The 24,353-nt window shown below is 37.4% G+C and carries 20 protein-coding genes; 12 read left to right on the top strand and 8 right to left on the bottom strand.

The window, feature by feature from the left end:
* The first annotated feature begins 28 nt into the window (after positions 1-28).
* The 5 genes from R2S10_RS04280 to R2S10_RS04260 all read left to right on the top strand — a co-directional run bounded on the left by R2S10_RS04280 (position 29) and on the right by R2S10_RS04260 (position 5,035).
* On the top strand, positions 29-790 hold the full coding sequence (locus R2S10_RS04280; RefSeq protein WP_316839205.1) for a nucleotidyltransferase domain-containing protein: 762 nt from the start codon (positions 29-31) through the stop codon (positions 788-790).
* Positions 780-1,835, top strand: a complete 1,056-nt coding sequence (locus R2S10_RS04275) for a DNA polymerase beta superfamily protein (protein ID WP_316839204.1) — start codon at positions 780-782, stop codon at positions 1,833-1,835. The genes R2S10_RS04280 and R2S10_RS04275 overlap by 11 nt, the downstream gene beginning before the upstream one ends.
* 162 nt (positions 1,836-1,997) lie before the next feature.
* Positions 1,998-3,611: a sensor histidine kinase gene (locus R2S10_RS04270; protein ID WP_316839203.1), complete on the top strand. Its 1,614-nt coding sequence runs from the start codon at positions 1,998-2,000 to the stop codon at positions 3,609-3,611.
* A gap of 1 nt (position 3,612) precedes the next feature.
* The gene (locus tag R2S10_RS04265; protein WP_316839202.1) at positions 3,613-4,362 is read left to right on the top strand and encodes a LytTR family DNA-binding domain-containing protein; all 750 of its coding nucleotides are present in this window, start codon (positions 3,613-3,615) and stop codon (positions 4,360-4,362) included.
* 40 nt (positions 4,363-4,402) lie between these two features.
* Positions 4,403-5,035 carry a hypothetical protein gene (locus R2S10_RS04260; RefSeq protein WP_316839201.1) on the top strand — a complete coding sequence of 211 codons (633 nt, stop codon included), beginning with the start codon at positions 4,403-4,405 and terminating at the stop codon, positions 5,033-5,035.
* Between the two features lie 63 nt (positions 5,036-5,098).
* Here R2S10_RS04260 and R2S10_RS04255 read toward each other — a convergent pair whose 3' ends face one another.
* Positions 5,099-6,334 carry an alpha/beta hydrolase-fold protein gene (locus R2S10_RS04255; protein WP_316839200.1) on the bottom strand — a complete coding sequence of 412 codons (1,236 nt, stop codon included), beginning with the start codon at positions 6,332-6,334 and terminating at the stop codon, positions 5,099-5,101.
* 336 nt (positions 6,335-6,670) lie between these two features.
* Between R2S10_RS04255 and R2S10_RS04250 the strand changes: the two genes are divergently transcribed.
* From R2S10_RS04250 to R2S10_RS04240, 3 genes are read left to right on the top strand one after another with little or no spacing between them, the layout of a single operon-like run.
* Positions 6,671-9,487: a TonB-dependent receptor gene (locus R2S10_RS04250; RefSeq protein ID WP_316839199.1), complete on the top strand. Its 2,817-nt coding sequence runs from the start codon at positions 6,671-6,673 to the stop codon at positions 9,485-9,487.
* Between the two features lie 29 nt (positions 9,488-9,516).
* A complete protein-coding gene (locus R2S10_RS04245) occupies positions 9,517-10,989 on the top strand; it encodes a hypothetical protein (protein ID WP_316839198.1) in 1,473 nt (490 codons plus the stop codon).
* A 9-nt stretch (positions 10,990-10,998) separates the two neighbouring features.
* Positions 10,999-12,525, top strand: a complete 1,527-nt coding sequence (locus R2S10_RS04240; protein ID WP_316839197.1) for an alkaline phosphatase D family protein — start codon at positions 10,999-11,001, stop codon at positions 12,523-12,525.
* A 109-nt stretch (positions 12,526-12,634) separates the two neighbouring features.
* Here the strand turns inward: R2S10_RS04240 and R2S10_RS04235 are convergent, their stop codons facing one another.
* From R2S10_RS04235 to R2S10_RS04205, 7 genes are all read right to left on the bottom strand, one after another.
* The gene (locus tag R2S10_RS04235; protein ID WP_316839196.1) at positions 12,635-14,245 is read right to left on the bottom strand and encodes an SCO family protein; all 1,611 of its coding nucleotides are present in this window, start codon (positions 14,243-14,245) and stop codon (positions 12,635-12,637) included.
* On the bottom strand, positions 14,238-16,718 hold the full coding sequence (locus tag R2S10_RS04230) for a tyrosinase family protein (protein WP_316839195.1): 2,481 nt from the start codon (positions 16,716-16,718) through the stop codon (positions 14,238-14,240). Before R2S10_RS04230 ends, R2S10_RS04235 begins: the two co-directional genes overlap by 8 nt.
* Before the next feature lie 11 nt (positions 16,719-16,729).
* Entirely contained in the window at positions 16,730-17,134 is a 405-nt protein-coding gene (locus R2S10_RS04225) for a hypothetical protein (protein WP_316839194.1), read from the bottom strand.
* Between the two features lie 730 nt (positions 17,135-17,864).
* Positions 17,865-18,764: an alpha/beta hydrolase gene (locus R2S10_RS04220; RefSeq protein ID WP_316839193.1), complete on the bottom strand. Its 900-nt coding sequence runs from the start codon at positions 18,762-18,764 to the stop codon at positions 17,865-17,867.
* 95 nt (positions 18,765-18,859) lie between these two features.
* Positions 18,860-19,285 (bottom strand): MarR family winged helix-turn-helix transcriptional regulator, encoded by a 426-nt coding sequence (locus R2S10_RS04215; protein WP_316839192.1) that lies wholly within the window; start codon positions 19,283-19,285, stop codon positions 18,860-18,862.
* A gap of 71 nt (positions 19,286-19,356) precedes the next feature.
* A complete protein-coding gene (locus R2S10_RS04210; RefSeq protein ID WP_316839191.1) occupies positions 19,357-19,986 on the bottom strand; it encodes a hypothetical protein in 630 nt (209 codons plus the stop codon).
* Positions 19,987-20,134: 148 nt separating this feature from the next.
* The gene (locus R2S10_RS04205; RefSeq protein WP_316839190.1) at positions 20,135-20,770 is read right to left on the bottom strand and encodes a hypothetical protein; all 636 of its coding nucleotides are present in this window, start codon (positions 20,768-20,770) and stop codon (positions 20,135-20,137) included.
* A 295-nt stretch (positions 20,771-21,065) separates the two neighbouring features.
* Between R2S10_RS04205 and R2S10_RS04200 the strand changes: the two genes are divergently transcribed.
* From R2S10_RS04200 to R2S10_RS04185, 4 genes are all read left to right on the top strand, one after another.
* On the top strand, positions 21,066-22,193 hold the full coding sequence (locus R2S10_RS04200) for a hypothetical protein (RefSeq protein ID WP_316839189.1): 1,128 nt from the start codon (positions 21,066-21,068) through the stop codon (positions 22,191-22,193).
* A gap of 136 nt (positions 22,194-22,329) precedes the next feature.
* A complete protein-coding gene (locus R2S10_RS04195; protein ID WP_316839188.1) occupies positions 22,330-23,037 on the top strand; it encodes a hypothetical protein in 708 nt (235 codons plus the stop codon).
* A gap of 115 nt (positions 23,038-23,152) precedes the next feature.
* Positions 23,153-23,506: a hypothetical protein gene (locus tag R2S10_RS04190; protein WP_316839187.1), complete on the top strand. Its 354-nt coding sequence runs from the start codon at positions 23,153-23,155 to the stop codon at positions 23,504-23,506.
* A 132-nt stretch (positions 23,507-23,638) separates the two neighbouring features.
* The gene (locus tag R2S10_RS04185) at positions 23,639-24,280 is read left to right on the top strand and encodes a hypothetical protein (protein ID WP_316839186.1); all 642 of its coding nucleotides are present in this window, start codon (positions 23,639-23,641) and stop codon (positions 24,278-24,280) included.
* Positions 24,281-24,353 lie beyond the last annotated feature (73 nt).

Genomic DNA, 24,353 nt, shown 5'->3' with positions numbered 1-24,353 from the left:
CCAGAGCCTTACCTTTAAAAGAACGATAATGAAAACAAGGATACTTAATCAACTGCAGGAAATAGAAGAAAAACATCAACTCAGGATACTTTATGCCTGTGAATCTGGAAGCAGAGGTTGGCAATTCCCATCTCCAGATAGTGATTTCGATGTGCGGTTTATCTATATAAGGCCAGCAGACTTCTATTTATCAGTCGCAGAAACACAAGATCACCTGGGATTTCCAATAAATGATGAGCTTGACATCTATGGCTGGGACCTGAAAAAGGTCTTGCAATTGATGGGAAAATCAAACACCACGCCTTTTGAATGGCTACAATCTCCAATTGTATATCGGGAGGTCGCAGGTTTTAGATCTGAACTATGGGCATTATGCCAGTATTTCTTTTCTCAGAGAAAAAATACTCATCATTACCTTGGCATTGGAAAAACTGCAATGAGCACAATGAATGACAACAACGAGATCAGCATAAAAAAACTATTTTACGTCCTTCGTCCATTGCTTTCGGCAAAATGGTGTCTGGAGAAAAATAGGATCGCAGCAATGACTATAGCGCCATTGGCGGAATTAATGCCGCAAAACTTGCAAGAGATGGTTCAGGGTCTGGTTATATTTAAGAGAACTGCAGTTGAAGCTTTGCCGGTAGAAATCGACAAGGACCTGAAAAACTGGATAGAGAGAGAATTTGAATTTTGTAGTCAAGCAGTTAAAGAAATAGAGAAAACGAAATTTGATTTCAGTCTCCTGGATGCATTCTTTTTAAAAATGATCAAAGCTTATGACAATTAAAGAAATAAAAGATAGAGGATTACTGCTTTTTGAGTGTATCAGTGGAAGTCGTGCCTATGGCCTTGCTACTTTAAAATCAGATACCGATTTAAAAGGTGTATTTTATTTGCCCCGCTCAGAATATTATGGACTCAACTATATTCCTCAAGTCAGTAATGAAAGCAATGATGAGGTGTATTATGAGCTAGGCAGGTTTGTAGACCTGTTGATCAAGAGCAATCCTAATATCCTTGAAATGCTAGCTAGTCCGGCAGACTGCATATTGTACAAGCACCCCTTAATGGAAAGGCTAAACATAAAGATGTTCCTGTCAAAGAGCTGTAAAGAGACCTTCAGTGGCTATGCCATAACACAAGTAAGGAAAGCAAAAGGCTTAAAAAAGAAAATCGTAAATCCTATGCCTCAAAAAAGAGCTGCTGTTTTGGATTTCTGTTATATGTTGGAGGGCTATACTTCGGTAAGTTTAAAGTCATGGTTAGCGCAAAGGAACTATAGTCAGGAGCGATGCGGCCTGGTTAATATTCCCCATGTAAAAGGGTTATTTGCCCTATTTTATGATGCTGAAGGTAAATTTAATTATAAAGGGATAGCAGTAAACGAAACCGCAAATGAGGTCTCGCTGTCATCAGTGCCAAAAGAAGAGCAGGAAATGGGTTATCTATCTTTCAATGCAGAAAGCTATTCGATGTACTGCAAAGAATTTAGGGAATATTGGGATTGGGTTGATAAGCGAAATGAAGATCGGTACATGGACAACAAACAGCATGGCAAGGATTATGATGCGAAAAACATGATGCATACGATCAGGCTCCTTCAGGTTACCGAAGAGCTTTTTAAAACCGGAGAATTACGTGTAAACCGACCAAACCGGGAAGATTTATTAGCTATCCGATCAGGGAAATTTGAATATACTGCCTTGCTCGCACAGGCTGAAGCGCTGATACAAAAAATTGATGTAGCCTATGAACAGACTACACTTCCCGAAACCCTTGATCATCAAAAACTAGAAAACATCCTTATTGAAATAAGGAACGAACTTTATTAAAAGGCCTCACATTCTGTGAGGCTTTTCCTATTCATCTCTTTTGACAATATTCAGATACTTCAGAAATCACCACATCTACTATTTGAAACGCTGCTTTTCCTGTTTTATGGTTTTAGTTTCGTTAATATTGCGGCAAGTTTGATAAAAATTAAACTTAATCACATGAAAAAGATAATCTTCACATTGCTCAGTTTCATTATTGCGCTATCTACAGTAAATGCGCAAAAAGGCATCAATTTTTCTCGCAGCTACCCGGCAGGAGGAAAACTCCTCATGTTTGTAGATAGTTCAGCCAAAAACGTCTTTTATGCAAACATGTTCCCCAATCAGCCCCGTACATCATTTAGTTATTTACCTGAAGTCAACAATGTAAGTATCCAAATTAATTTTAGAAAGAACATAAATATAGAGGATTATCGGTACACAGTTCTAGCGGATAATGAACCAATAGTGGTAAATAAGCCGATCAACATCGCGCAACTGAAGGATGTCAACAGGGGGGACGAAGAAGTATTCCGCTCTACAACACTTGGCACTTTTCCAATTAAAGGTAAAACGATTACAACATTAGTTTATAGCATCGAAAAACCGCTTGATATTGAGAAAGCTGTTTATTATGGAAAGCCAATTCCAAGAGCAAAAATCAAAGGGTTTTCAAAGCGCTTCAAAACTGACAATGGGGTTGATTACTTTTGGATCACCGATCCAAAAGAAAGAACAAATCTTACTTTCACTAAAAAAGATGAGGAGCTAACCATTGTAAAAGACAAATCAGATATTGATTATCTCTACTACATTTCCATAAAAGAGAAGCAAACCAATAAAATAGTTTTCGAATCAACAGTCTGGGAATATGGCGGCTTAATTGAAGATCATGAGTTTTTACCTTATGTAAAGATCGATAAGAGTGTTTTCAAAAAATCCGGGACTTATGAAATTATTATTCAGCCTTCAATTAAATGGACTGGATGCATGGATTGTGATATCTCCCCAAAAGATATAGAAAAATATATTACCAGACATACGCTTTCTATTACGTTGGATGAAGAGAACTATACCAGAAAAGAACTTCTAATATATACGCTTATCGTCGCATTTTCTATTGGATTAGCTTTTCTTGTGATCCTTTATTTCATTAAAAAAAGAAACAAAAAGAAGCTGAAAGAAGAGGAGCAGCAAAAGAATATTGCAAAGCTTCAACTTAACTCTATTCGTTCCCAATTAAACCCTCATTTTCTGTTCAATGCACTCTCTGGGATTCAAAATTTAATGAACAAAAATGAAATAGACAATGCCAACAAATACCTTACTAAATTTGCCCGGTTAACCCGTAACGTACTTGATGATAAAGAACTGATTAGTTTATCACAAGAAAAAGCTTTACTAGACGATTACCTACAAATGGAACAGTTGCGGTTCGGCTTTAAGTACGAAATTACCTACACCGAAAACTTAGATCTTGATAACATAGAAATCCCAAGTATGCTGCTACAACCTTTTGTAGAAAATGCGGTGAAGCACGGGATATCGCAGAAAGCTTCCGATGGAAAAATTACCATCACATTAACTAAGCAAGTGAATGATTTGGTGTTAACGGTTACTGATAATGGAAATGGATTTGATACCACAAAAAAGAGTACTGGTTTGGGGCTGCAATTAAGCAACAGCAGGATCGCACTATTAAATAGTGTTTATAAAGAAAATCGCTTTACCTTGGCTATACAATCGACTACTATGGGTACTAAAATACGCTTAACATTAACCGATTGGCTATAATATGATGAGAGCCGTTTTAATAGATGACGAAATTTCCAACTTAGAAAACCTGCGGACATTGCTTGAAAAGCACTGTCCGCAGGTAAATATAATCGCAACAGCGCAAAATGTAAGTGATGCGGTTGATGCGATTGAAAAATATTTACCCGATTTAGTGTTTCTGGATATTCAAATGGGCCAGCAAACAGGTTTTGATGTGCTAAGACAGCTTCCAACGCGTAATTTCGAAGTTATCTTTGTTACCGCTTACGACCAATACGGGATACAAGCTGTGAAATTTGCCGCCTTAGATTATCTTTTAAAGCCCATTGATATTGAAGAATTGGTGAATGCGGTAAATAAAGCCGAAGATAAATTGGCAAAACAACTACAAACTTCGCAGCTCGATTTTTTACTTCAACAACTAAAAAAACCAGAAACGAACGTTAGTAAAATTGCCCTACAGATGCAAAGCGAAATAAGGTATGTTACCTTGTCTGAGATTATACGCTGCGAAGCAGACAATACCTATACCCATTTCTTCCTATCTACTGAGGAAAGAATACTGGTTTCTAAATCTCTTAAAGAATATGCAGATTTACTGCGCCCCAATGGGTTTTTAAGAACTCACCAAAGTCATCTGGTAAATCCAAAATATGTAAAAAGCTGGTTAAAAGAAGACGGTGGTGTTTTACTCTTAATGTCCGGAGAGAAAATACCGATTTCTAAGCCCAACAAGGACAGGGTAAAACAAGCCTTGCAACAGCTTTAAATAATAAATCTCTGAAGTTTACAAGAATTCAAATAAAATTATGAAAAACATTTATCTATCCCTTGCATTCATTTTGATTTCAGTCCAAATGAATTTATATGCTCAGAACATTAAAAATAAAGGCAATTATAATTATCAGGTAAGAGAAGAGGAGGGCGACTTAAATAATGATGGTAAGCCGGACAGAATAACGGTAAAAATGGATACCACAGATGACACAAGGCCATTTAGATTACAAATTTTCCTATCTCAACCAAAGGGAAAAAAATTAACCTTAGCTGTATCTACGACTAAAATAATTGAACCGCAATATCCTGTTGAAAAAAAAGGGGAACCTAACGGATACCAAATTCCAAGTTTTTTTATTGAAAATGGGATTTTATCTATGTGGAGTGAAATTGAAAGAGGAAATATTACCTACGATTTTAAATATCGCAATGGTAATTTTGAATTAATTCATGTAGAAAAGCTAACTACCAATGCAACTGATGGGGCTATTACAGAAAATACAATATTTACAGTAACTAAAACTAACTTAGTTTCGGGGCTCAGGACCGAAACTGATGACCTATTAGGATCAAAAAAAATATTAAATAAAAGAAAAAAAACAGTTTTATTCAGACCTTTACCGAAAATACAGGATTTCAAATTTTCCGATAAAAAATTATTCTAAAAATACCCATTGGAAAAAAATGATATGATTATCCGTGATTGGTATAATTTAGACTTCTTCTTTTTATTCCCCTGACAATAGCGCATCTAATTTTTTCCGGGACTCTGGGTTCTCTTTGATGGACAAACACTTTTTGAAATATTCAATCGCTTTTGATTTATCGCCAATTGCCAGGAAATAGTCGCCATAAGAATCATAGACATTATCACTTTCAGGATAATTGTCAACATTTATTTTAAATAGTCCTCCAGCTTTGGCATATTGTTTTTGCTGCAAAAGGTTATAGCCAATGCCGTTTACCATAATTTCAGGCGGGGAAATCTTATAACCCAAGAGTTTTGAAACTTCCTGATAATGTTTTTCGAATTTATTTACGATGTCTACCGTGGGATTTGTAAGGTCTTTAGGGGAAAGTTTAAAACGATACTTGCTAAAAATGAAACGAAGCGCATCATACTCTGTGATTAAGGGTACCGACCCGTGGTCATCATTGCTATAATATTTACTTTCATACCTTAACCCGTTTAGTTTTTGCGCTTTAATATTTTGATCCAAACTAAGGATTGAACGGATATGCCTGGTACCTTTAGTGGTGTCGCTTTGAACTTTAGTAATATCCATACCCTCTCTCAAAGTATTTGCAATCCCTAAATACAAAGAAGTACCTGAAAAATTCTTTTCTTTTAGCGCTTTCTTCGTTTTATTTAACAAATTCATTTCATCCCACCACATGCTTGGGTCTATACTAATATAGGAGTTGAACAATTTTGTATGGTTTAGTGCAACGTTCATTACTGTTAAGCCTCCTAATGAATGTCCTGTTAATATTTTGTAAGGTTGCGTTGGGTATAAGGAATCAATACGTGGCATCAACTCCTTTTCCAGAAAGGCAACAAAACGTTCGCCACCACCTGATGATTTTAAAACGAGACTGTCGGTAAAGGGTGGGAGAGGTTTTACGTTTGTTGGTGTCAGGTCTCTTATTCTGTCGGTGTTTGGAATACCAACCACAATCATTTCAGGGCAAATGGTATTGCCGTTTACCTGACTCAGGTACTGAAGCACACCTACTACTGAATTAAAATGGGCATCACCATCCAATAAATACAATACAGGGTATCGCTGTTTAGAATTAGCGTTCCAACTACTTGGCACATGTATCCAGATTTTTCTTTGCTCATTCAGAATTTTTGATTGGATGCTATCAATTGTTCCAATGGTCACTTTATTGTCCTTTTGAGCCAAGGCACATACGGAGATAAATGCGGTAAGAACTACAAGAGTTAATTTCTTTATCATAGATTATGATTTGATGTTAGGAAATGGTTATTTCATGAAATCTTATATTCAAGATACTCAATATTCCAACAATTAAGGCAGCATGGTACATATCGACAACTGATGGGATAGATGAGCTCCTCATGGGCTTAATTTAATATAAACTTAATACGGAGGTAGTTTTCTGGTTGTAAACAAAGTTTAGTTTTGCTAAACAATGTTTAATCATAAACTCAAACGTATGGACAACTTCTACGCTAAACAAAACCAACAAGGCTTGGGCTTTCTACTGCCAGCAATGGGCAAGTTCTTTAATGATCAGATCAAAAATCAATTTCTTTCTAATCACTAAGGACTATGAGACACTATTATCTAACAATTGCTATGTTTTTCCTGTGTTTAAGCATTTCTTATGCTCAGGGTACATTGAGGGGGACTATTGTTGAGGGCAGCAATCCGATTGCCTTCGCTACCATCAGCGTTGCTGAGCTAAAAATACAGAAACTATCAGGGCTCGACGGAACATTTTCCATGTCATTGCCCGAAGGACCACATAAAATCTCCATTTCAATGGTAGGTTACCGCAAAGTGGATACTTTGATTAACATGATCAATGGTAAGACGATTAATTTAAACAGTATAAATCTTAGCCCAAATGGAGATTTACAGCAGGTAGAAATTCAGGGAATGTACAGTTCCGGAGAACGTAAAGCCATCGCCATGCGAAGAAATTCTAGCGCCATTATGGATGTTGCCAGTGCGGATGCAGTTGGTAAACTTCCAGACATCAATGCTGCAGAGGCTGTACAGCGGATCCCTGGTGTGAGTATAGACCGGGATCAGGGAGAAGGACGTTATGTAACTGTAAGGGGTACACCATCTCAATGGAGTTCTACCACCATTAACGGAGATCGTATGCCTGCAGCAAAAACATCAGGCGATCTGTTGGGTAACCGCACCGTTCCAATGGATTTATTGCCATCGGAGTTTATTCAATACATACAGGTCATCAAAGCAATCACTCCGGAATATGAAGGAGATGCAATCGGTGGTACAATTAACTTCATTCCACGAACTTCTCCAGAGAAAAGAACATTTCGCATCATGGGTGCTTTGCCTTATGCTGAAAGGCCAAAGGACAAACTCGGTTATAACGGAAGTCTGTTGTATGGAGACCGTTTGCTAAACGATAAATTCGGATTTCTGGTGCTGGGGACGATCAATCAGCGTACCTATGGTACCGATGATTATGAGGTAGGCTATGGGAATTTGCTTCACAATGTGAACAGCCTTGATGTGAGAAATTATCAGGGAACCAGAACCAATAAAGGTTTGAATGGTGCAGTAGATTATCGCCTTGCACCTGGTACTAAAGTATATGCCAGAGGGTATTATACAGAACTGCTGGACAATGAGCGAAACAGAAAAACCATGCACTATTTTGATCGCGCAACAAACAATGCGGTATTAAGATGGAATGTGGTAGACTACTATTTTAAGAATTATGGCGGGGAAGCAGGCATCGAGTCGGCTCTAGGTACAAAGTTGAGCATGAATGCACGTGCTGCCTGGTATAAATCATGGGCGGGTTATAAAGGGCCTTCTTCTGCTACAAAGGATTTACGCGGCTATTATTATGGCAACTGGGTGCAGACGCTGAAATATGATAATATGGTAAATGTAGATGGAAAAGATTATAAGTTCCTGAAAGGGGATGGGCCTGCAGGTTATGAAGGTGATGATCCTAACAATGTACAAACACATTTCTCGGCCGCTACACCTTACAGTGCCGACAATTATTACCTGGATAGATTTGTGACCTCTATCCGTAATGTGACTGAAAATGATAAGGTGGCTGCCGTAGATTTTAAGTATCAGCTATTAAACAACCTGCTCTTGAAATTTGGAGGGAAATTCAGACATAAAACCAGTACCTATGATTATCGTTATGCCACATGGGTCTATAAAAGCACTGCTCCAAAAGCATACCTGGGATTATGGGAAAAAGAGGCCTTTCCTGCAAAGAACTGGTTTCCTGAGCTGAATAATACTTATGATAACCTGAAATTTGATTATCCTACTGCACAATCTTTTATCAATCCTTACAGCATTTCATCTGTTGGAGCAAACTTAACTTATACCTTAAACGACGCAACTAATTCCTCTTATGCTACAGGTAATTATGATGCAACGGAAAAAGTAAGTGCAGGATATGCCATGGGCGAATGGGACCTGAACGCAAATTGGAAAATCGTTGGAGGAATGCGCTTTGAGCATACTTCAGATGTGTCTAACAGTTATATTTATAATGACATTACCAAAAAGGTAAGCCCTGTGTCGGGTAGTAAAAGCGTGCCTGCTGTTCTTCCGATGTTACATTTTATCTATAAGCCAAATGATAAGACGGATCTACGTGCAGCAGTTACCCGTACTTTTGCAAGACCTTCTTTTAATGAAATCAGTCCAACGACAAGGGTAAATCCAAATACGCTAACGGTGACCCTCGGGAACCCGAATTTACGTCCAACTTTCTCCTGGAACTATGACTTGATTGGCAGTTACTATTTAAGCAATACGAGTTATTTAACCGGAGGTTTGTTCTATAAGCAAATCAAAGATGCAGTGTACACCCAATCTTTTAACCAGAGTCAGACGGTAGATGGTACCACTGCAAGCTACAAGGTATCACAGCCTTTAAACTCTGATAATGCTAAACTGTATGGAATTGAGCTTGGTTATAACCAGAAATTCACTTTCCTTCCAGGCATACTGAGTGGATTGGGTATTAATTTGAACTATACCTATACCAAATCTGAAACTACGATTAGTGACCGTCCGGATGAAAAGATTGGTTTGTTAAACCAGTCGCCGAACATCATCAATGCAGCCCTGTTTTATGAAAAGGATCGTTTTTCTTTGCGTATTGCCGCCAATTACCGTCAGGCTTTTCTCGTAGAAGTGCGCGACAATAGTGCTGCAGACCGTTACCAGGATAAAGATTTCCACCTTGACCTTAATACCTCTTATAATTTCCCAAAGAACATCACTTTGTTCCTCGATGCAAATAACCTGACCAATGCAGCACTTCGCTATTATCATGGTGTAAAAAGCAGACCGGAACAGGTGGAATATTATTCTGCAAGGGGGCGTGTGGGGGTAAACTGGACTTTCTAACAAAAATATAGCACTATAAATTAAATTTTATGAAAAGACTTTTTATCTACACTGCAGTTGTGGCCATTGCTTTTGCAGTTGGCTGTAAGGATCATACTGAGTTGACTAAAAACCAGTCGCCTACTCAAGAAAAAGAGGCTGCCAATTTAACAATCAAGGCAAGTCAATACCTTTCTGCACTGTCCTCAGGCGCTCAGCTTGCTGCTATATCCACTGAAAGTACTTTCGATTACGATGGTCGATCGGTTAGGGTCAAGGCTTATTCCCGCAATGTGGGAGACACGAAAAACAGTCCCATCTTTAAATATGGGGACTTGTTAAACCGGGCCATTTCCTATAAAAATGCACATCCGGAGACTGATGTAAAGGTCAAGTTTGCGATGTATAAAATTGGCTTTAATTCTTACGTAGGTTTTAATCCGGCAGATGCCTCATATGGCTTTGTTAAAGGTAATGACCATGGTGCTGAAAGCTCCGAAAAATTGATTTATTCTATCGTAAAGGCTGCTTTGAACCAGGTTCAGGTAGATTTCGTTTATCAGTTTGATGTTTCTGAAAGCGTGTATAATTACATCAATGGTTACATGGAAGATCCTTGTACAACCGACCCAACAAAAAAGGTAAAGGACTACCTGAGGATGCGGAAAGTAAGCTGGGGTACTGAAGCTTATCAGCAGATGCATGCAAAATACATGACGGTAAGCCATTATACCGGAGATAGCGGCGATGTATTAAACACTGTGTTCGGTACAACTGGGAATGTGGATGATCATGGAACCAATGGGATTCCGACAGCTAAGGATTGGGTACAGTCTGGGATGCTGATAAATGGACATGCAGAACTCATGACTTCATTCAACAAATATTTCGACCTGATCTATGCCAATAATACAAATCAGGCAGATTTTCATAGCGCTGTAAGGGCGATGCACAGCACCAATTCCTTAAATTATGATGACCTGCATTTCAGCAGTTATTTTACGCCTATTCCAGTTTCTCCCGCAGGTAATTATGTGGCTGGTCAACCTGATAGCTCCGCTGTTCAGGGCGATGCCTGGGATACTTCATTTAATCCGGTAGCGAAATATGTTTCACAGATGGCCTCCGTACCAGGGGATCGTTATTTGAAGGTAAACATGTACCACCTCAAAATGGACAATTATGGTAAGCGGTTCTATAATGAATTAGCACAGATATACCTTTCGCCAGTTACTGGTCTAAAGCATTTTAGAATGCTGGCAAAGGAAAATTCTTATCAATCTGTAAGGCCATTGGAAGTATTTAATAACATAGGTATCATGAGGTATATCAAGCCAACGCATGCAAAAAACCTAACTTTTGCTTTTAGCGGAATCAGTACTTATTATACGCTGACAGGTTCTACGAACCTTAAATTAGATGAAAATGCCTCAAAGGCAAATACGACACTTGTGGTAAAAGAATACACCACAGATCATCCGGTATACAATGCTTATAAAGACATATTTGAATACCAGTTTTAACCATTACAAATGAAAATATCCAGAAGAAAATTCGTGTTATCAGCAGCCCTGCTTGTTCCTATGTCAAGGCTGATGGCAGCGCATGTTGAGTTTAGAGCGAATTATTTTCTGCATGGGGTTGCCTCAGGCGATCCCTTGCAGGATCGGGTAATAATTTGGACAAGGGTAAGCGCTGGAAATTATCCTGGCACTACCTTGCGTTGGGAACTGTCTGAGGATCCCCGGTTTTTAAACATCCTGAAAAAGGGTAGGGTTGAAATCTCAGCGCATACCGATTATACCGCAAAAGTGGATGTAAAAGGGTTAAAAGCAGGATGTAAATACTATTATCGGTTCTTATATCAAGCTGCCATTTCTGCGGTCGGAGAGACGAAAACTTTGCCAGCGGCATTGAATGGTGCAGATTTTAGAATGGCCGTAGTTAGCTGTAACAACTGGGAGGATGGGTATTTTAATTCATTCCGCTTTCTAGCTCAAAAACCTGAAGTAGATTTGGTACTCCATCTAGGGGATTATATTTATGAATATGCCGCTGGCGAATATGGAAACCCGGCATCTGGCCGAATCAATGAGCCAAGAAATGAAGTCTTCACGCTACAGGATTACAGAACCAGGTATGCCTGTTACAGGACAGACGCGGATCTGCAGCATTTACATGCTAAAAAACCTTTTTATCTGATTTGGGATGACCATGAATTGGCAAATGATGCCTATCAAAATGGCGCCAAAAATCATCAGTCAAACGAGGGAAGTTGGGAACTAAGGAAAAAAGCAGCCATACAAGCCTATCTGGAGTGGATGCCAATCAGAGCAAAAAATGCCACTGAAGTTCGCCGGAAATTTGAAATTGGCGATGACATCTCCCTTTATCTGATGGATGAAAGAAGCAGCGACCGTACGCAACAAATGGAAAACACCCAGCCTGGTTTTAATGGGGGAGAGCGGAGCATCATTGGAGAGAGTCAATACGGCTGGTTGGCTAATGAGTTGAAAAATAGCAAGGCAACCTGGAAATTGATCGGAAACCAGGTCATGTTTTCGGGTTATGCAGTCGCTAAAGGTTTCAAGTTGCCAAAATATAACGATTGGTGGTTAGGTTATCCCTATGAAAGAACCAAAATATTGGACATGCTGGAAAGGGAAAAAGTAGGCAATACCATTTTTCTTACGGGTGATCATCATGAGTCTTTTGTGTTGGCGGTACATAAAGAGGAGAAGTTTATGGAGTATACCAAAAGCCATCAGCAGCGGCCGCTGGCATGGGAACTGCTCACACCTTCTATCACTTCCAAGAATGCTGACAGACGTTCTGAATCGGAAATCATTGCATTTGAAAATATGCTGCATAACAAGGAGATTAACCCTCATTTAGTCTATGGAGATATTAAAAGCCATGGCTATTTCATCGCTACAATTAATAAGAAAAGCATACAGATCGATTATTACTTTGTTGATAACCTGCTGACAAATGTAGCCAATGAGTATAAATCAAGGTCATTTACCATTGACGCAGAAACATTTGTTATGTCTGTTTAATTAAAAATTTTTAAACCTTTTTTGGGAAAGCAGTCTTTACTCCCTGTTTATGCTGTTTCCCATGGAGGTTTTCTTATGGTATTTTTTTATCCGATTCATTCATTTAATTTTACTTTTTCATTTCTATTTTATTGAATAGTATTGCGCCTGTCAGTTTATGAGAGATTGATGTGGCCAGAAAACAAACTTTCGACCAGTGCTTAGATGAAAGGCTATTTAATATTGCCCCAGTAAAAATCAATATAATGCCCGGAATGGCGATGGCTTTTATTGTAAATAAATATCCTGAGCTTACCAATATGACACCTGCAAGGCTTATCCAGAAGGGTATCAATCCATTCCTGATTTTTGAATTCCTATAAAGTATTGCTAGGTTAAAAATCATAATCAGCACTATCAGCGGCGCTATCCATGGGCTATATGGAATAGTCTGGAAACCTGAAACGCCCAAGGCGCTGAGATATGCAGCCCAGCAAAAGGGACATTTTGGAAAAAAAGCCACCAGCACAGGGAAAACTACCTGCTGAAAAGTATTAGCGATTTTTAGTGGCCATCTGCCCTTTGATGATTTACTGATGATTTCATTAAGATCACAAATTACTTTGTCAACTTCCCATTGCAGTCGTGTATAGGTAGTTTTGATACGCCCGTCCTGATCCAGAATATACAATTCAAGTCTGTGTTGATTTACCGTCGATGATACATGGTTTACACCCAGGCTGAAGAAATCAGAAAGACTGGCAAAATCTTCAGGACGTGTCCTTAATACATGCGCATTAGGGCCAAATGTTATACCCCTGTTTTCAGCAAAAGCACGCATTTTAGCAGGGCTGTCGTAATTGGGATCGTAAGTGAAGGCAATGAGGCGTACCACATCTTCCAGGCCCATTTTTACCAGTTCCTTTTGCAGCCATCCCATTTTATTTATGGTGAGCGTGCATTTATTGGGGTTCATACAGCGGGTATAGAAGAATGCTACGACTGTGGGCTTTTGGCCGATTACATCCGCCAGTGCCATTGTTGTACCCAGTTCATTTTCGACTTCCAGCTGACCAATAGAGTTAATGCTACGCCTGCCTTTACGCCACCATTTGGTCCGGGTGTCGACTTTTCCCTGCACATCGCAGCAGCTTAAGTCCAGCTCCCGTTCATCCTCCTCAATAGCCTGGATTGTTAATTGAATTTCTTGCCGCATTTCGGGCGTAAAATCAATGGTATTCTTTAGGAAACTCTTTAGCTCCGGTAAGGCAGCTCTTGCATATCCTTTAAGCCATTTCAACGTACGGAAAATTTCGAGCTTACCGCTGGATGGATGGCGTAATGGCCAGGTAGGCCTAAACTCTGTAAGATCTAGACTGTCGTCGTTGTAGCGTAGGTTCTGCAGGGCCTGAATTAAAAAATTCACATATTCAGCCTTGGGCCTTTTGCAACCCCGAAGGCCCCTTGCGGCAGCGGCTACTATATAGGCATCTCTGCCGTTTTGTAACTCGTCCAAAATAAAGTTGATGGCTGAATCTGGCATTCCCACTTCTGCAAACGAAGCGAGTGCATATCCTTTTATGAGATTTGCCTCATAAGCCGGTCGTCTATTGTACACAGGATGTCGCTCAGACAGAAGTTCAACCAAGAGGTTTCTAGACAGCCCGCCACTGCGAATGTTGTCAATTACCTTGGCTATTTCTTCTTCGGAACTGTCACTGGTTAACTGCACATTACTCATTGTGGTTTCCTTCCAGCCTTTTTAACAGTTTAGCCGCCATTTGTTCTATGATAGTTGGCCCTGCCAAAGGAACAGCGCTAACAGACTCAACAGAACTGAGGAACTTTGCCTTATTACTGGTTTTGGTGGCTACTAATTCATTCAATGAATTCTTTAGGCCCTCGTTCTGCTTAAGGCTATTTATATCTCCAGTAAATGTCAACATGTTTAATAACCCTGCTTTAAAATCGACTTCGTCCGTGGTAGGACTAACACTTTTAAATAGTTTAATGCCATTACCCTTTTTAGGTTTAAGAAGAATTTCGGCAGCCAGGTCATTCATTTTTTCATGATCCAGGTGCTGAAGCGATAAAGCAGCAGCTTCTCTTATTTTAAAATCTTCTTCCCCATCTAACACAATTTTTATAAGGAGTTGCTTCGACTCTGGATCATTTCCAAGCCCTGCGATGGCAGCCCTTTTTACCTCTGGGTCTTTGCTTTGATTGTACAACTCAAGGAACAAGCTTGCATGCTGAGGTTTTGGATTTTGCCTTAAAAAGAAAATAGCATCAGATTTTGAAATTAAATCACTCTCCGTTTTATTGATTTCATCGATTAAAAATTTCTGAACAACGGAATCTTGGTTCGCTGTTAAAATACCGATGGCCTGAAATCTTAGCTTCTTATTTTGGTTGTCAATTAATCCTCTTAAAATATTAAAAAAACGAGGTTTCCTGGAAGGATAGAATATGTTTTCCCTTTTGGCAGCCACCATTCTATTTATAAGATCAACTCTTAAATCTACTGGCGCATCCGAGTCAGCTATTATGTCAAGTATCGTGTCCAGAAAAACTTCACTTGTTTCATCAATTGATCCAATTGCTTTTAATCGTTCGCTCAAATCACTTTCATTATTTTTCAATTGTGATAATGTCCATAATTGCTTTTCATTGTCCTTTGGTAATAGGTCGCCATCTTTTAGATTATCCATTGCAAATTCAGTTGAAGGTTTTCTATCCTGATCAAAATATGGAATGTCATCATAATCAAAACCCAGTGGAGTATTATTGTTGAGCCGACCTTGAAAGTCAATTGTACTTTTAACAGTTATTGGGCCATTTGGATAATTAGATGTAGGCGATTTGGGGAATTCAATTTCAATCTCAGGCATATTCCCTTCTCCAAATTCAGGGTCCACGCCTGGTTTGTATTTTCTCATAGGTCTACTGTCATCGGTATCCAAATCCCATGGCCAAAGCGTATCTTCCAAAAAATTTCCAATATCCTTGTTGGTTTGCATGTAAAAACCATTTTCATCGAAAAAGTCTAATTCTTCCTGGGTTGCATTTTGTTTCCATTCTTCAATCCATTCTTCTCCTCTTTTACCCTCATATTTATCCGGATGTGGATAGGTCTCCATTTGATGACCATCAAAACGATTGTACATGTGTTGCCATTTTGCCCATAGTCGGTCAACGTTACTATGCATCATAAAAAATAACGGATCAATTGGATCTTTTCCAACATCGGCAACATCTCCTGCAAATACGTTATGTGCTGAATTGTGTGATTTACGTTCTTCATGCTCTGACCAACCTTCAAAATTATCAGGTCCTTCATTAACAATTTCCTTTTCAGTCAATACGTCTCTTTTGCCATTAACTCGCCCGAAAGTATCTTGATTGGCAGGATTTCTATCTTGATAAGCTCTATTTAAAGTTCCCCAAACAGTGTTTTCAACATAGTTTACTAATGGGTTCATCTTGTCAAATTTGGGCTGCATTTCCTGGGGTGCTTCTGGGTCATACTTTTCTGTTTCTCCTATAAACTTTGAAGTAAATACCCGTTCTGCTTTTTTATCAAATTTCCAATAAGGAATGGTCACCTGTGGAAATATTGCCTGTAGTTCTCTTTCCAAGTGCATGTTAAAGATTCTATGCCAGGGATGAAAAGAAGTCCGCTGATGAATTTCATTGACGGCATCGTAGGTATGCATCAGCACTATCTCATGAAGCAGCTTACTTGGTGTTCTGCTGTAATTCCCAAGATATTCCTTTTTTGTCTTTTCAGTATTCAGCCTTACAAAAGCTTCCAAAAACAAGTTGATTTCATCATCAGTAAGTTTATTCGCATTCTTTCGGACCTGAACCATGATATCTTTCTCCAGTTTGAGATCTGTGTTATCGGATTTCACAGAAATGAAAACATCTTTTTCCAGTACACTAGAATGTTCAAATTTGCCAGCGACATAGAATATTAGTTCATTCTTAGTTTTAAAATCGTGTTCGATTTTTTGAATAGGTGTTTCATTAGCAGAATTATTTAGATATAAATCAATCCTACCAGTTTTATTTCTGTGTTCTGGAGTGATGGTCACGGGCATTGGAGAATCTCCAGTATAGCCGTCAATGGTTAATGTACATTTAACTGGAGTCCAACCGATATAAGCCGCGTTTTCAGACTCTGACCCGTTTATTTTAAGAATAAATTTCATGTTGAATTGTTTTAGTTCATTTTCAGCATAATAAATGATGCTACAACGCCGGCTTTTGCCTGGCCATGCGGCTCCGTACGGATAACACTTCCTACTATAGATGGCATTTGGTTTAGGCCTTCCATCCAGTCGGGCACCAGGTATCCGTTGTAATCATATACCCAGTCGGCAGTAGAGGTTCCTTCCAGTCCTTTGCCCTGGAATCTGAGGTGAAAAGGCTCTCCAAAGTGTATTGTACCTTTTACGTTCAGTTGCATTCCTGCTCCAAAATCGAAAACAGCAAGGATATGGCCGAAATCAGATGGCTGAATGTTAAGGATACCCTGCCCAAATAATTTCGGGTCATCATCGGGGTTTGAATTGCTGACAAAGCTCCTGTAAAGCCAGTCACCGGTTAAATCTTTTGGGTTTTGCATTGTTGATTGCGTTTATTGTTAAGTCATCTCTTTAATTTGATGTGAATTGACACCGAACCTTATGCCTGTACAGTTTAAATGAGTTGGATTGTGAACTTTAAAGTCACATTTTTTGATTGAGCGTCTTTATTCATAATCATTTGAGTAGCATTAAGTTATATCTAATTTAATAAAAAAAATGATTTGCAAGGTTAGAAAGTTTTATTTTATGAATGGGGGATAAGCCTGAGCCTGGTTTGTATGTTACCAATAAACAACACACAATAAAGATATTTTACTATAATTAATTCTTAATTTGCATGTCTTATTAGGAAAAAATAAACCAATGAAAACAAAAAATTCTCGAATTCACAATCCTTTGTTCCTGATGCGGAGGAATACCTGAATAAAAAATCCTTTATCCAAAAATCATAGGGGATATCTGGTGCTTTGTTGTGAATCTTTTGATTGTTCTGCTTTTCTTCTATTTTTTGTAGAACTAGTTATAGCAGAGAATTATCTCTTTTTCTGAATAATCATAGGGATGATGAAAGGGAGGATATGATTATAGATTTGCTGGATTTTTTGGATAAAAAATCTAAACTAATGCAAGGTTTTGCAAGCATGCCGTCATTTGATAGCCTATAACAATATAAAGCTGCTCTTTATATTGTTTAAATTGAATGGTGTATTCTATGTTATTGTCATCTGTTATGTTCATGTTATTTGTCTTTTACCCGAGTGCTTTTTTTCAGATAGAAGGGGGGCAATGAGTTACATTATTCTTCATGAAAGCATCAATCACCATAGTATTCAATTCATTAGGTAGGGAATGTCCCATTCCTTCGATTTCCATAAAACATGCATTCGAGATTGAATTGGCGATGTCTTTGCCACAGGCCAAGGGAAATATGGAGTCTTCTGATCCATGAACGACTAACGTAGGTGTTTTGATTTTTTGTAATCGATTTAAATCGTAGGGTGTTAATGTCATTGCGCAAATTTGGCCTAAAATATTGGCTAATGGCGCCCTTTCCAGGTCTTTTAAAATGTTTTCCTTTTCTTCCTCCAGCTTAATTGGAAAACGACTTCCCGCTATGGCCTTGACAAATTCCAGTTTATGATCTAGATATAAATTCAATTTCTCTCTAAAACAGGGCATTGGACGAAGCATTAACTCCATTACTTCGGCTTTCGTCTGGGGTAAAGTTGGATTTAAAGAAGTTGACATAATAATGGTTAAGCTCTTTATGCGCTCTGGAAAATCTGATGCGATGATTTGAGCAACCACACCACCTAAAGAACGACCCAATACATGTACTTTTTCGATTTTCAATTCATCCAATAGGGAAATAGCATCATTGGCCATATCCACCAATTTATAGGAATTTTTTGGATATTTTCCCTGTTGCAGTAGACCGATTAGTTCTTCCACACTATTTGAACCAGATGCTATAAAAGTAGATAAACCTGAATCTCTATTGTCAAAACGAATAACCCTAAACCCTTTATCTACCAACTCTTGACAAAATGAACTGCTCCAACTCGTCATTTGACTTCCTAATCCTGAAATCAATACTACTGTTTCAGAATTTTCAGTCCCCATAATATCATAGAAGAGGTTAATTTTATTTAGCTTGGCAATTGGCATTTTTAATGAATTTAATAATGTTCTGTGTTTCTTTTCAACAAGTTTTCAAATTCTTCTCTGTATTTCTTTTTTACCTGTTTATCCATTGTATTATTTTAATTAAACTTTGCAATCAGCTCATTTAAAACCTCCATCAGTATGCTGTGATTTTTCTTTTTCAATGATGAAAAAATTTCTTCGGCAACTTCTTCGGCAGTTATTTTAGCCTCTTCATAAATCCGTTCACCAGCATTCGTCAATACAGCATAGCTTACTCGTGCATCCCTGGTATTGGATTGGCGATCGACCAAACCTATTTTCTCCATCGGAGCAAGTAATCTAGTAATTCCAGATGCAGTAATACCCATTTTAACTGCCAAATCGATTCTTCGACATTGTTTGTTGGGGCTATTTTTCAAAAGATAAAGTATAATGAAATCACTCATGCCCAGACCATGGATATTCAGTTTATCAAATTTTTTTGAAAGAATGGCTTGAGTTTTTATAATAGCCAAAGCTGAATTTAAATTTTCACTAATCATTGAAAAGTACTTGAGTTGTTAAGTTGTTTCAAATGTAGTTTTTTTAATTTAAATACAAAATATGTTTTTTTTTATGGTAAAGAGCTGATTTCTGCTGCAATGTTAACCCTTGCAGGTTGTTCGTAGATCTTATGAAAGAAATCTGTTTTGAAAATGCGGTCCATACCTAAAAAGTACAGAAGAACCTGCTTTCTTCCCTGGTCAAATTGTGGCGTGTTCCCATATTCCAATCTTACATTCTTAACATAAGCTTCATAGGTATCCTTGTCTAAGCCAAGGATGGTCATATCTGCATCGTTAAAATAATTGGTATCCGCATCCGAGCTCAAGGCATGTGCTTTAGTCGCCAAGATTAAAGTTTTACACTTGGCAATCTTTGCTTCAGGATAACCAATGCTCTTTAATCTTTCTACGGCCAAATCAGCGCTTCTTTCCTCGTCCTTATGGTCTATTGAATTGTAAATCACATCGTGATAAACCATGGCTACAATTAACAGCTCATTATCTGTAGTAAGGTTTTTGCATTTTTTTAGCTGGGTGTAAAAATTTTGCAGATGTTCCATGGTATGGTAGTGCCTATTTTTGCCAAGATAATTGCTAATAATTTCGTTCCACAGTTTTGTCGAAATAGCAGGATCCGGATTGTATTTCTTAATAATATCCTTAAAACAGTTCTCTAATTCATTGTTCGTAGCCGCCATATTTGTAGATGCAATATTTGTAACTGCAAATAAGCAAATAAGTAGGGAACCTATTACTTTAATTTTCCTTTTTCAATGCCGCCTCAACATCAATTAAATGACCAGGGAACATTTACTTCTGATATGGCATTACTAAAACTAATTTGTTTTAGTAACTTTCTTTGTGCCGATGAATTCTCGGTTTTTGCATTCCATCGTTATGGCTCATAACTTCCAGGTTGGTTAGATCTACGCCAAAATAATCAATCAACCATTTGTTGTTTACTTTCGTCATTATAAAGATGTACTGATTGAGTTCTGAAATATCGAACTTAACTAGTGCTTTATTATAAATGGTATAAATCTTAGTAAAACGCCCCGCCTTAATATGGTCTAAAATTGCTTCGGGTTCAAAACCAAAAATTAAATCAGATTCCAGGCCAGGTATAGGACCAAAATAATCAACTAATGGATATTTAATCAACGTGTCGGAAACACTTATATAGGTCCTTTTCAAATTATCTATGAATACATCCGATACATAATTCGAACTTTTTAAGTTTGAAAGATACTCTTCAATCGCTGGCATATCTATTCTAACTATGCTATCCTTTTTTATCGAATCCTGATTAAATCCAACTACAAGGGGAGAAGTCATAAGATGATTTTTTCTCTCTTTATACCAGGTTAAAAACCCTATCGCTGTCTTCTGCAGCCCTCCTTTAGTTAATTCTTCTGTTTGCTGCCCATAACTAAAAGCGTTCAATAAGCTTAGAAAGAAAGCTGTTAAAATTATTCTTCTCATTGGGATTAGTTTTTTATACTTTTTCTTACTTGAGTTATAATGTAATCATGCATTCCACATTGATTTCTATATTAAATATTTGCAGTCTTTCCAGTTATTTTACCTGTAACTCAATTGTAATATAATCTAATATCATGACTTGTACCCATGGGGATATTATTTGTGGAATTGTCCACCTATTTTAATAGGAGTATACTAACATCTGATTGTTAGATATGTTTTTATTTTTACAGGTTGATTTTAAGTTTTGTCAGACAATAATGATTAATTAATTATATCTTTCTAGAAAAAAGAAATGAAGAAGACCAAACTCATAATTCTTACCATATTTATTGCCAATTTCAGTTACGCACAAACCACATTAATGGATAGTTTAATTCAAAAAAACTACTCCACCTTTAAAAAAAACAATAACAAGTCTTTCGAAGGTAAAGGCTGGACAACCTTACAGGGTGAAATGAGCAAAAGCAATTCTGTTTTATTGGGCGAGGTACATTTCAGCAATGAAGTCCCTTACTTCACCAACGCGGTTATCAATAATATTAAGTTCGACAATTATATTCTGGAAATAGATCCATATACAACCAACACAATATCAACCAAAATTAAATCTTTATCTCCAGCTGAACTGGACAAATTCCGTAATGAATCAAGTTCAGCTTTCTCTTTTTTACGAGGTGAATCTGAGTTTGATTTATTCAAAAACATAGTTCAGCAGAATATAAAACTATTTGGAGCTGAGCAAATTAGTATATTTTCAGATCGGTTACTGCTTTCGGAATTGAGTAAACAATCCAAAAATGCTAAAGCAAAAGAAATTTATAAGCAGATGATCGCTAATTCCGCGGCTTATGACACAAAAAACAACACCACATTCTATATGTTCTCTAACGATTTTCAGGCAAAAATGAACGCATTGAGCGCTCTGAATTTATCAGCCAACGAGAAAGAGCAGCTTGAAGCACTAAAATTAAGCAAGGAACTATATTTAAATCGAATTCATCCTTTAAGAGTTCAGTTCATGAAACACCTGGTTTTTGAAAAACTCCCTGAATGGAAAGACAAGAAGAATCTTTTCAAATTTGGTGCTAATCATATGCCTAAAGGAGAGAGTTTAATGGAAGTATTCGATGTTGGTAACCTGGTTTCCAATATTGAAGAGGCAAATTACCGGAAGTCATTGCACATTATGCTCATCGGAAAGCAACAAGGTGAAACATTGGCTGATTTAGATCAATATAAATCTTTCTTAACCGTCGTAAATGATGACAATTGGTATGCCTATGATTTAAGACCCTTGAAACAAGCAATCTCTAAAAACAAGCTTAAGGTAGCGGATTTGGAGCTGGAAAGAATTATAAAGGGTTACGACTATTTGGTTTTCATTCCTGAGGTTACTCGATTTACTGAACGAGGGAAATAAGTCAACTAATCATATAAAGAGTTGGTTAGGAGTCGGTTATTTTATAAAATAGCAGTAAGGGCCGTTTTAGTTCAGCTAAAGCTAAATTTGTTGTATTAGATCATGATAATTGAACACTTGATAAACAAAGATATTAATGGATACTAATCTAGTAGAGACAAACATTGAATCAGAGGATTTGCTTGAGCATGTGGAATTACAAGATATATCCGATGCTATAATTACGATTCAAGAATCATTTCAGATTTCGTTTCAGGGAGACGAACTTGCAAATGTTAAAATCTTTCAAGATTTGTGTAACCTTATCCAGGAGAAAATTAAACTTGAAGACCATGATGACTGCACAAGTCAACAAGCTTATTATAAACTTAATCAAGCATTATCTCATACTTTCAATCTAAGCAAATTAGATTTAAGTCCTGAAACCCTTATTGAGAACATCATACCGCGTAAAAATAGAATTAGGAAAGTGAAAATGTTAGAAGATATACTTGACATGCAGCTATTTCTATTATCTCCACCTGTCTGGTTGACTTGTGTACTAATACTTGTATTTTTTTTGTCTCTTCTGGCTTTCTTTTTTGATGGGACAATTGCTGTATCTGGAATCGCTTTTTCACTTCTCGGATTAAGAATTGCTCATAAGATGGGGAAAGAGATTGATATTAAAACTGTTGGAGAATTAACAGATAATATGGTATCCTATAATTACATTAAATCACGACGAGATCCCAATACAGTGAATAGGAGAGAGTTAGATCATGTAATTAAAAGTATTTTTATTAAGTTATTCCTGTTATCCCCTTCAGCACTACATAAAGAAGCTAAATTTAGTGAGTACTAACCCATGATCTCCCTCATTTCATAGATTTCAACCTTCCTGATTGCTAGATAGGTTTTGATTTTAAGTTTTACCAGACAATAATGATTAATAAATTATATCTTTCTAGCAAAAAGAAATGAAGAAAACCAAACTACTAATTCTAACCCTGTTTATTGCCAATTTCAGTTACGCACAATCCACATTAATGGATAGTTTAATTCAAAAAAACTACTCCACCTTTAAAAAAAACAATAACAACGCTTTCGAAGGTAAAGGCTGGACAACCTTACAGGATGAAATGAGCAAAAGCAATTCTGTTTTATTGGGCGAGCAACATTTTACCAATGAAGTCCCTTACTTCACAAACGCGGTTATCAAAAATATTAAGTTCGACAACTATATTCTGGAAATTGATCAATATACAATCAACACCATATCAGCAAAAATTAATTCCTTATCTCCAGCAGAACTAGACAAATTTCGTAATTAATCAGGTTCAGCCTTATCTTTTTTACAAGGTGAATCTGAGTTTGATTTATTCAAAAATATAGTTCAGCAGAATATCAAACTATATGGAGCTGATCAAATTAATATATTTTCAGACCGGTTACTACTTTCGGAATTGAGTAAACAATCCAAAAATGCTAAAGCAAAAGAAATTTATAAGCAAATGATCGCTAATTCTGCTGCTTTTGACACAAAGGACAACACCACATTCTATTTGTTCTCTGACGATTGTCTGGCAAAAATGAACGCATTGAGCGCTTTGAATTTATCAGCCAAAGAGAAAGAGCAGCTTGAAGCACTAAAATTAAGCAAAGAACTATATGTAAGTCGAATTCATCGTTTAAGAGTGCAATACATGAAACACCTTGTTTTTGATAAACTTCCTGAATGGAAAGACAAGAAGAATCTTTTCAAATTTGGTGCGAATCACATGCCTAAAGGAGAGAGTTTAATGGAAGTATTCGATATTGGCAACCTGGTTTCCAATATTGAAGAGGCAAATTACCGGAAGTCATTACACATTATGCTCATCGGAAAGCAACAAGGTAAAACCTTGGCTGATTTAGATCAATATAAATCTTTCTTAACCGTTGTAAATGATGACAATTGGTATGCCTATGATTTAAGACCCTTGAAACAAGCAATCTCTAAAAACAAGCTTAAGGTAGCGGATGTAAAGCTGGAAAGAATTATAAAAGGTTACGACTATTTGGTTTTCATTCCTGAGGTTACTAAAGACATAGAAAGAGGAAAATAAGCAACTAATCATATAAAGAACTGGCTAAGAGCCGGCTATTTTATAAAATAGCCGGCTTTTTAATGCACTATTG

The organism is Pedobacter gandavensis (assembly GCF_032678745.1).
GTDB lineage: Bacteria > Bacteroidota > Bacteroidia > Sphingobacteriales > Sphingobacteriaceae > Pedobacter > Pedobacter gandavensis_C.
This window is presented reverse-complemented; position numbering and strand designations above follow the sequence as displayed.

Excerpts from the sequence above, each read along its gene's own strand:
- R2S10_RS04280 (WP_316839205.1), top strand. The coding sequence starts at position 29 with ATGAAAACAAGGATACTTAATCAACTGCAGGAAATAGAAGAAAAACAT.
- R2S10_RS04275 (WP_316839204.1), top strand. The coding sequence starts at position 780 with ATGACAATTAAAGAAATAAAAGATAGAGGATTACTGCTTTTTGAGTGT.
- R2S10_RS04270 (WP_316839203.1), top strand. The coding sequence starts at position 1,998 with ATGAAAAAGATAATCTTCACATTGCTCAGTTTCATTATTGCGCTATCT.
- R2S10_RS04265 (WP_316839202.1), top strand. The coding sequence starts at position 3,613 with ATGATGAGAGCCGTTTTAATAGATGACGAAATTTCCAACTTAGAAAAC.
- R2S10_RS04260 (WP_316839201.1), top strand. The coding sequence starts at position 4,403 with ATGAAAAACATTTATCTATCCCTTGCATTCATTTTGATTTCAGTCCAA.
- R2S10_RS04255 (WP_316839200.1), bottom strand. The coding sequence starts at position 6,334 with ATGATAAAGAAATTAACTCTTGTAGTTCTTACCGCATTTATCTCCGTA.
- R2S10_RS04250 (WP_316839199.1), top strand. The coding sequence starts at position 6,671 with ATGAGACACTATTATCTAACAATTGCTATGTTTTTCCTGTGTTTAAGC.
- R2S10_RS04245 (WP_316839198.1), top strand. The coding sequence starts at position 9,517 with ATGAAAAGACTTTTTATCTACACTGCAGTTGTGGCCATTGCTTTTGCA.
- R2S10_RS04240 (WP_316839197.1), top strand. The coding sequence starts at position 10,999 with ATGAAAATATCCAGAAGAAAATTCGTGTTATCAGCAGCCCTGCTTGTT.
- R2S10_RS04235 (WP_316839196.1), bottom strand. The coding sequence starts at position 14,245 with ATGAGTAATGTGCAGTTAACCAGTGACAGTTCCGAAGAAGAAATAGCC.
- R2S10_RS04230 (WP_316839195.1), bottom strand. The coding sequence starts at position 16,718 with ATGAAATTTATTCTTAAAATAAACGGGTCAGAGTCTGAAAACGCGGCT.
- R2S10_RS04225 (WP_316839194.1), bottom strand. The coding sequence starts at position 17,134 with ATGCAAAACCCAAAAGATTTAACCGGTGACTGGCTTTACAGGAGCTTT.
- R2S10_RS04220 (WP_316839193.1), bottom strand. The coding sequence starts at position 18,764 with ATGCCAATTGCCAAGCTAAATAAAATTAACCTCTTCTATGATATTATG.
- R2S10_RS04215 (WP_316839192.1), bottom strand. The coding sequence starts at position 19,285 with ATGATTAGTGAAAATTTAAATTCAGCTTTGGCTATTATAAAAACTCAA.
- R2S10_RS04210 (WP_316839191.1), bottom strand. The coding sequence starts at position 19,986 with ATGGCGGCTACGAACAATGAATTAGAGAACTGTTTTAAGGATATTATT.
- R2S10_RS04205 (WP_316839190.1), bottom strand. The coding sequence starts at position 20,770 with ATGAGAAGAATAATTTTAACAGCTTTCTTTCTAAGCTTATTGAACGCT.
- R2S10_RS04200 (WP_316839189.1), top strand. The coding sequence starts at position 21,066 with ATGAAGAAGACCAAACTCATAATTCTTACCATATTTATTGCCAATTTC.
- R2S10_RS04195 (WP_316839188.1), top strand. The coding sequence starts at position 22,330 with ATGGATACTAATCTAGTAGAGACAAACATTGAATCAGAGGATTTGCTT.
- R2S10_RS04190 (WP_316839187.1), top strand. The coding sequence starts at position 23,153 with ATGAAGAAAACCAAACTACTAATTCTAACCCTGTTTATTGCCAATTTC.